This is a genomic window from Halomonas sp. 141, assembly GCF_002810305.1.
In the GTDB taxonomy this organism is placed as follows: Bacteria; Pseudomonadota; Gammaproteobacteria; order Pseudomonadales; family Halomonadaceae; genus Vreelandella; species Vreelandella stevensii.
The window spans coordinates 1-8,170 of the sequence record NZ_PINZ01000071.1; the positions used below are offsets into that span (position 1 = coordinate 1).

An 8,170-nucleotide genomic window follows, 5' to 3' on the forward strand; every position below is an offset into this window, starting at 1 on the left:
GAGGCACCCGCGGAGGCGGCGCCAGCCGCCCTGATTACGCCTCCAAACGGCAAAACGCCACCGCCACCCGCCGCGCCCTCATCGGCAACGCTCTCCGCGTTGCTTCGCGGGTGCGCTCCGCTTACGCCGCGCTACGTTTCCACCGCAAGCCATACACCGTAGCGCGGCGTAACGAAAGAGCGAGAGCAACGAGCGATGGAGGCACCCGCGGAGGCGGCGCCAGCCGCCCTGATAGCGTCATCGAATCACAAACGTGCCCTCGAAACACAAAACGCCACCGCCACCCGCCGCGCCCTCACCGGCAACGCTCTCGCGTTGCTTCGCGGGTGCGCTCCGCTTACGCCGCGCTACGGGGTGTCGTGCTTTCTATACCTTGGCGTCGATGGGCTTGCCTTTTGACCAGAGCATCAGGAGGAGTCCGAGAATAATCATGGGCAAGGTGAGCAGCATGCCCATGGTGAACCAGCCAAAGGCCAGGTAGCCGATGTGGGCGTCGGGCATGCGGACGAACTCGACCATGAAGCGGAAGACACCGTAGCCCAGCAGAAACAGCCCGGAGACGAACCCGCGCGCGCGAGGCTTGGCCGAGACCCACCAGAGGATGACGAACAGCACGGCGCCTTCCAATACGGCTTCGTAAAGTGCCGAGGGATGACGCGGCTCTGGGCCCATGCCGGGAAACGGCATACCCCAGGGGAGCGAGGTCACGCGGCCGGGCAGTTCGTGGTTGATGAAGTTGCCGATGCGCCCTGCCCCCAGGCCGATGGGCACGAGCGGGGCGATGAAATCGGTGAGGGTGAAGAACGCCAGCTGCTTGCGCCGGGCAAAGAGCCAGGCGGCCAGCAACACGCCGATCAAACCGCCGTGGAAGCTCATGCCACCATCCCAGACGCGGAAGATCCACAGCGGGTCGGCAGACCACTGCCCCAGGCCGTAAAACAGCGCATAGCCCAAGCGCCCACCGGCCACGACGCCGATGGCGCAGTAGAACAGCAGGTCGCTGATATCATCCTTGGTGAGCCCGATCCGCGCAGCACGGCGGCAGCCCAGCCACCAGGCAGCAACGAAACCGACCACGTACATCAAACCGTACCAGTGTACTTGCAGGGGGCCGAGCGAAATCGCGACGGGGTCTATCGTGGGGTAATTGATCATTCCGTTTCTCTACGTGAACAAAAGAAGTGACAGCGTGCCGGGTGGCGATTACGCCAGGATGAAGCGCAGCCCCACCACCGTGAGCAGCAGGGCAAAACCATAGCGCAGCACGTGGGCAGGCAACACGTGCGCCAGCCGCACCCCTAGCCGTGCAAAGGGTACGCTGGTGACGACGATGCCGATAAACGCGGGCCACATGACGAAGCCGGTGGCCCACGGCGGAAGCAGCGGGTGGCCCCAGCCGACGACGATGAAGGTGAGCGCCCCAACGATGGCAATGGGCAGACCACAGGCGGCGGAGGTGCCCACGGCTTGGGTCATACTGGCCCCGGCACGGGACAGCCAGGGCACCGTCATGGCCCCGCCGCCAATACCGAACAGTGCCGAAATGGCGCCCACGACACCTCCGGCCACCGACATCGCCACTTTACCGGGCGCAACGCTGCCCGGCTTGGGATTCAAGCCAATGACCATCTTGGCGGCCAGCAGCAGCACGAATACGCCGAACAGTGTGCCCAGCACGGTGCCCGAGAGATTCCCTGCAATGAAGACCCCGGCAATCGCGCCGAGCATGAGCCCCGGCAACAGCGCCATGAACCAGGGGCGGTGTACGCTGCCGCGACGCACGTGGCCAAGGGCCGAAGAGGCTCCGGTGACCACGATGGTGGCCAGCGACGTGCCCACTGCCAGATGCATGGTGATTTCTGGCGCGATGCCTTGCAGGCCAAAAGCGAACACCAGCACCGGTACGATGATGATGCCGCCCCCTACGCCAAACAGTCCTGCCATGGTGCCTGCGGCGGCACCGAGTACGAGATAACTGGCCAAAATGGCGGCAAATGTCATTGTGCGGGCTTCTCCAAAGCGTCAGGCAGCCATTTTTTGAGCATGCGTTGCAGTGTTTCGGGTTGATAGGGCTTGGCTAGGATATCATCCATGCCTGCCGTTTCGCAGGTGCCACGCCCGGCGTTGTCCACGTTCGCGGTCAGGGCAATGATGATACTGCGATGGGCGGGGTTATGCCGCTCGAACTGACGCCAGCGGCGGGTGGTCTCCAGGCCATCCAGCGTGGGCATGAAGATGTCCATGAACACGAGATCGTAAAAAGTGGACTGTTGCCGCTCCAGCGCCTGCTCGCCACTGCTGACGCCTTCTACCTGAAGCCCTTGTGATTCCAGCATTTGGCGTGCCAGCATCAGGTTGACGGGGCCGTCATCCACGACCAGCACACGGGGCTGATACCCTTCGGTTTCCAGCACGTCGTAGGTGGTGGCTTCGTTGACGCTCTGCTGCACGAAATTGGCCAGCAGCGAGCGTATGTCCGCCAGCCGCTCGCGCACATGGGTGACGTTCTGGCGACATGCTTCGGTAGTGTCGTCCTTGATCATGCTGCCCAGGTATTCGAACAGGCTGTCGGCTTCACGCTGCATCAAGGTCAGGTAGCCTGACTTCAGCCGCGACTCTTCCCGCGCCCGCTCCCTGCCTGCCATCAGGTGCTTCAGCTGCTTCTGCTGGTGATGCAGGTCTTCGAGCAGCGCCTGGTCGGCCCGGCCCGCGCTCTCTTGCGTCGCCGTGGGTATTTTTTCCAGCTGTTCCAGCATGGCGGCCAGCCGATCGTTGGCATGGGTAAGGCGCTTGAGGGGGCGCTGGTGGGTGTCTTCTTCCGCCGCCCATGGCTGGCTGGGAGCGACCTTCTGCCCCAAGGAGGCGACACGGCACTCCAGCTCGACCAGGCACTGCATGAAACGGGCATCCTTATATCTGGCCCGGGCTTTGATTAACATCAAGAAAGCGCCTACATTCATGCAACTGCCCAGCAGCAGGGCCAGGGTAAGCCATAACGTGGTCGACCAGGAGGCCTGGCCTGGCGACATCACCCAGATCACCACTCCCATCAACAGGCAGAGCAGTACGAGTGCGGCTTGCACTAACAGCAGCGGCCACAGAACGGGCCAGATGATGGCGTTCCAGAAGTGCTCTTGCTGATCACGTTGCATAGTGCACGCATTCCTCGTCGATAAGAGGCTCTGCCTCGGCAGATGAACCATCTTATTGCTTTAGCTATTGAGCCAAGTGTACGTCCACTCTTGCAGGCTGTCATGCAGCGCACGGCAAGGAGTCGGATTTCGTGACCAACAGGGGTCGTTTATGTGTTTGATCACCTTTTCATGGCGCCCAGGGAGTCGTTTCCCGCTGCGTCTGGCCGGTAACCGGGATGAATTTCATGCCCGCCCCACGGCACCACTGGCCCGCTGGGACGACAAGCCGCTGCTGGGCGGCCGCGACCTGGAGGCCGGGGGCACCTGGCTGGCGGCCAACCGGAAAGGAATGGTAGCCGCATTGACCAACGTGCGCGACACCCGGTTGTCGGCCCCCGCTCACCCGCCCAGCCGGGGCGAACTGGTGGCCAACGCACTCACCAGTAGCGACCCTGCCCAGTGGTTAAGGGACATGGCCGAGCACGGCGCAGCCCGCTATGCCGGGTTCAACCTGCTGGTGGCGACGCCCACCCACTGCTGGCACCTGCACCGGGGGCGCAACGGCGTGACGCTGAACGAAGTGGCCGAGGGGGTTCACGGGTTATCGAATGCCAGTCTGAACACCGCATGGCCCAAGCTCCAGGCGGTGCGCCATGCCCTACGCCAGCATGAAGCGGGCCACTGGCGTCAGGCCACCCGCCAGGCGCTTCACGATGCCCGCCTTGCCGATGACGCGGCGCTACCCGATACCGGCGTGGGGCTGATACTGGAGCGTCAGCTCTCTGCGGCGTTCATCGTGGGCGAGACCTACGGCACACGAGCCACTACGTGGCTCTCATTGAGCCACGCAGGGAGCGTCACCTTGACCGAGCAGCGTTTTGGGCCCCTCGGCCGTTTTCAGGGTGAGACCACGTTGGCAACGCCCGCCTACAGGGGGTATTAATCCCTAGGGGGAAGCAGGTGGGAAAGCTGCCACTCGTCGAAGCGCTGGTTGAGATGGGCATGTACCTGGGAAGGTGTATCCAGCTGCATGATCTCCTTGAGCAGCGTTTGCGCATCAGCCAGGGTGACACGCCGAATGGCTGCTCGCACCTTGGGCAGGCTGGGAGCGTTCATGGAGAGGCTATTGAAGCCCATGGCCATCAGCAGCAGCGCCCCTGCCGGGTCCCCGGCCAGCTCGCCACACAGCGAAATGGGTTTGTTCAGCCGCCGGGCATCCTGAGACAGCTCGACCAGCGCGCCCAGCAGCGCTGGGTGCAGCGCATCGTAGAGGCTGGATACCCGTGCGTTGTTGCGGTCCACCGCCAGCAGGTACTGGGTGAGATCGTTACTGCCCACCGAGAAGAAGTCCACCCGCTTGGCCAGCGCATCCATCTGATAGATGGTGGCGGGCACTTCGATCATGACCCCCACGCTGGGCCGCTCCACTTGGATGCCCTCTTCGCCCAGCTCGATGATGGCACGGTCGAGCAAGCGAATGGCTTCATCCACCTCTTCGACATTGGTGATCATCGGGAACAGAACGTGGAGATTGTTCAGATCCTGAGAGGCCTTGAGCATGGCGCGCAGTTGCACCATCAGCACTTCAGGATGGTCGAGGGTGACGCGCATGCCGCGCCAGCCCAAAAAGGGGTTGGCCTCTTCGATGGGGAAGTAGGGCAAATCCTTGTCGCCGCCGATATCCAGCGTGCGCATGACCACCGGCAGCGGCGCAAAGCCTGCCAACTGCTCGCGGTACATGCGCATCTGCTCTTTTTCGCCGGGAAAGCGCTCGGTGATCATGAACGGTACTTCGGTGCGATAGAGCCCTACCCCACCAATCCGGCTTTTCAGCATGGCAGACGCATCCACCGCCAGGCCGGTGTTCACCATCAGCGGGATGCCGTGGCCATCCGGGGTTTCGCTGGGCAGGTCCTGCTCGTGGGCCAACACCTCACTGAGCACTTTCTCTTCGGCAATCAGGCTAGCGTAGCGAGCCTTGAGCTCCGCCATGGGCCGCACGAACAGCCGCCCACGGTGGCCATCCAGCACCACAGGCGCGCCGTTCAGGCGGGGCAGCGGCAAATCCATCATGCCCAGCACGGTGGGGATACCCATGGCACGGGCGACGATGGCCACATGCGAGGTGCTGGAGCCGCGCACCGAGACCAGCCCCTTGAGCTTGTCGCGGGGCACTTCGCCCAACATCGCCACGCTGATTTCATCGCCCACCAGAATGGCGTCGTCCGGGTAGATTTCCGGGGTGGCGGGCGTATCTTCCTGAAGATGCGCCAGCACACGACGGCCCAGGTCGCGAATATCCGCCGCCCGTTCACGCAGGTAGTCGTCATCGACCCGCTCCAGGTATTGCACGTGACGGCGCACCACATCGGCCAACGCCCCCGGCGCCCACTGCCCTTCACGGATGCGTTTTTCGACCTCTTCCGAAAGCGCCGCCTCGCCCAGCATCTGCTGGTAGACATCGAACAGCGCCAGTTCCTGAGACGAGATACGGTTGACCAGCCGCTCGGCCGCCGCGCGGATCTCGTCGCGGGTCTTGCCGATGGCTTCCTTGAGACGGGCGATTTCGTACTCCTGATCGCTGGGAATCAGGTCTGGCACGCTGTTGAGGTCAGCGGGCGGAGTAATGACCACGGCCTCGCCCATGGCCATCCCGGGCGACGCGGCCACGCCCTTGAACATGGCTTGGCCGCCGGGCAACGCAGGGCGGGTCAGGTGGCCCGTGGCCAAAGCATGGGCCAGCACGCCGGCCAACTGGGCTGCCATGGTGACCAGAAAGGCTTCGTCTTCGTCATCGTAGCGGCGTTTTTCCGCCTGCTGCACTACCAGCACGCCCAGCATGTGACGCTGGTGGATGATCGGCACGCCGAGAAAGCTGCAGTAGCGCTCTTCTCCAGTCGCCTCGAAATAGCGGAAGTGCGAGTGCGACTGCGCATCTTCCAGGTTGAGAGGTTCACTGCGCTTGGCTACCAACCCCACCAGGCCTTCGCCCAGCGGCAGCACCACACGGCCCACGGCCTGGGTGCGCAGGCCGATGGTTTCCATCAGCACCAGTGACTCCAGCTCTTTGTCATACAGGTAGAACGAGCAGACGTCCGTCTGCATGGCCTTGCGGATACGACGTACCATGGTGGACAGCGCGGCATCGAGGTTGCGCGCGCCATTCACTTCCTGAATCACGCGTCGTAGCACCTCAAGCATCGACATTTTACTATTCACTGTTGTTTGCCTCGCTGAGGAAGTGTCCGGCTATAGCCCACTGCCGACTTCCAGCAGTGACGCGCACGTCATCCTTCATTATCTTGTGCCAACCGTTGAACGCGGGGAGACAGCTCTCGTAACGCGCGTCGATAAACCTCTCTTTTAAAGGGCACCACTTGACCCAGCGGGTACCAGTAGCTCACCCATCGCCAACCGTCGAACTCCGGCTTGGGTGTCGCCGTCATGCAAATCCGGTTTTCCTGGCAGCGAATTTGCAGTAAAAACCACTTCTGTTTTTGGCCGATGCAGACTGGCCTTGAGTGGGTACGAATCATGCGTCGTGGCAGACGGTAGCGCAGCCAGCCCCGGGTGCAGGCGACAATATCAACATCGTCGGCGGTCAGGCCGATTTCTTCGTGAAGCTCACGAAAAAGTGCTTGTTGTGGAGTCTCGCTTGCCTTGATGCCTCCCTGGGGGAATTGCCACGCATTTTGTCCTACACGACGCGCCCAAAGCAGTTGCCCCTGGCTATTGGCAATAATGATGCCAACATTGGGGCGAAAGCCGTCAGCGTCGATCACGGACATCACCTTCATAAATTTTCAGTTGTCCCCATTTTTCCACAAGGGAGTCAACCGTATCAATACAATTTGATAACGCCAAGTGGTGAAAGCCAAGCGACTCTGCGATAATCCGGCGCTTTGTGCCGCGCACATCTCACCAACATCAACCATCAAGGGGAGCGCCGTGAGTCTGGCCATTTTCGACCTGGATAATACGCTGCTATCCATCGATAGCGATCATGCCTGGGGGGAGTTCCTGGTAGAACAAGGGGCGGTGGACCCAGTGGCCTACCGCGAGGCCAACGAGCGCTTCCTGGCCGACTATAATGCGGGCACGCTGGACATGATGGCGTTTCTGGCGCTGGCGCTGAAACCCTTGGCTGACAACAGCCCGGAACAGCTTGCTGCCTGGCACCAACAGTTTATGATTAGCAAGATCGAGCCGCATATTCTGCCCAAGGCCGAAGAGCTGCTGGCCCGCCACCGCACCAAGGGCGATACGCTGCTGATCATTACGGCCACCAACCGTTTCATCACCGGCCCGATTGCCGAGCGGCTGGGCGTGGATGATCTGATTGCCGTCGACCCCGAAATGGTCGATGGCCGCTATACTGGACGCGTGGCCGGGGTGCCCAGCTTCCGAGAAGGCAAAGTCACGCGTTTGGAAGCATGGTTGGAAGACCAGGATTGCACCCTCGATGATGCGTGGTTCTACAGCGACTCCCACAACGACCTGCCGCTGCTGGAAGTGGTCGACAACCCCGTTGCCGTAGACCCTGACGATACCCTGCGCCAAGTGGCCGAGGCGCGCCATTGGCGCATCATGAGCTTACGGGATTGAGGTAAGCGTCTCGCATTGAATGGTGTGGCGACAACCCTATCGTCATGTGTACCAAGCCATTGCCACCACCGGCACCCCTATCGGGGTGCTTCGCGGGTGCGCTCCGCTTACGCCGCGCTACGGTATGCCGCCAACATCATCAACCCCAATACGTCACCACGGCAAACCCAGGCCCCCCGTAGCGCGGCGTAACGATTGAGCGAGAGCAACGAGCGAAAGAGGCACCCGCGAAGGCGGCGGCAGCCGCCCCGATGGCACCACCGAACCAAACGTGCCCCCGAACGACAACATGCCACCGCCACCCCCGGCGCCCCCGGCGCCCCCATCGGCAACGCTCCTCGCGTTGCTGTAATAGTGCGTGGGAGGGGGCTTCAGCCCGCGATGATTCAGGCTCCCAGCCTATTCAGGCAGTCGCCCAATGAAATTGGCCT

7 protein-coding genes are annotated in these 8,170 nt (G+C 62.3%); 2 read left to right on the forward strand and 5 right to left on the reverse strand.

Annotated elements, in window-relative coordinates; all coding sequences use genetic code 11:
* Positions 1-366 precede the first annotated feature (366 nt).
* Genes lgt through CWI66_RS16865 form a run of 3 tightly spaced genes read right to left on the reverse strand, consistent with a single transcriptional unit; the run spans position 367 to position 3,152 of the window.
* Positions 367-1,155: a prolipoprotein diacylglyceryl transferase gene (gene lgt / locus CWI66_RS16855; RefSeq protein ID WP_081138249.1), complete on the reverse strand. Its 789-nt coding sequence runs from the start codon at positions 1,153-1,155 to the stop codon at positions 367-369.
* A 48-nt stretch (positions 1,156-1,203) separates the two neighbouring features.
* On the reverse strand, positions 1,204-2,001 hold the full coding sequence (locus CWI66_RS16860) for a sulfite exporter TauE/SafE family protein (protein ID WP_081193672.1): 798 nt from the start codon (positions 1,999-2,001) through the stop codon (positions 1,204-1,206).
* Positions 1,998-3,152, reverse strand: a complete 1,155-nt coding sequence (locus CWI66_RS16865; protein ID WP_100732308.1) for a response regulator — start codon at positions 3,150-3,152, stop codon at positions 1,998-2,000. The genes CWI66_RS16860 and CWI66_RS16865 overlap by 4 nt, the downstream gene beginning before the upstream one ends.
* 151 nt (positions 3,153-3,303) lie before the next feature.
* Between CWI66_RS16865 and CWI66_RS16870 the strand changes: the two genes are divergently transcribed.
* Complete coding sequence (locus CWI66_RS16870; protein WP_100732309.1) at positions 3,304-4,077, forward strand: NRDE family protein; 774 nt, start codon at positions 3,304-3,306, stop codon at positions 4,075-4,077.
* Here CWI66_RS16870 and ptsP read toward each other — a convergent pair.
* Positions 4,074-6,335: a phosphoenolpyruvate--protein phosphotransferase gene (gene ptsP / locus CWI66_RS16875; protein ID WP_100732310.1), complete on the reverse strand. Its 2,262-nt coding sequence runs from the start codon at positions 6,333-6,335 to the stop codon at positions 4,074-4,076. The two genes, CWI66_RS16870 and ptsP, sit on opposite strands and share 4 nt — an antisense overlap.
* A gap of 86 nt (positions 6,336-6,421) precedes the next feature.
* Entirely contained in the window at positions 6,422-6,916 is a 495-nt protein-coding gene (locus CWI66_RS16880; RefSeq protein WP_039183147.1) for an RNA pyrophosphohydrolase, read from the reverse strand.
* 166 nt (positions 6,917-7,082) lie between these two features.
* Between CWI66_RS16880 and CWI66_RS16885 the strand changes: the two genes are divergently transcribed.
* Entirely contained in the window at positions 7,083-7,739 is a 657-nt protein-coding gene (locus CWI66_RS16885) for a histidinol-phosphatase (protein ID WP_081138239.1), read from the forward strand.
* Positions 7,740-8,170 lie beyond the last annotated feature (431 nt).

Coding starts and splice junctions, on each gene's coding strand:
- lgt (WP_081138249.1), bottom strand. CDS start 1,155: ATGATCAATTACCCCACGATAGACCCCGTCGCGATTTCGCTCGGCCCC.
- CWI66_RS16860 (WP_081193672.1), bottom strand. CDS start 2,001: ATGACATTTGCCGCCATTTTGGCCAGTTATCTCGTACTCGGTGCCGCC.
- CWI66_RS16865 (WP_100732308.1), bottom strand. CDS start 3,152: ATGCAACGTGATCAGCAAGAGCACTTCTGGAACGCCATCATCTGGCCC.
- CWI66_RS16870 (WP_100732309.1), top strand. CDS start 3,304: ATGTGTTTGATCACCTTTTCATGGCGCCCAGGGAGTCGTTTCCCGCTG.
- ptsP (WP_100732310.1), bottom strand. CDS start 6,335: ATGCTTGAGGTGCTACGACGCGTGATTCAGGAAGTGAATGGCGCGCGC.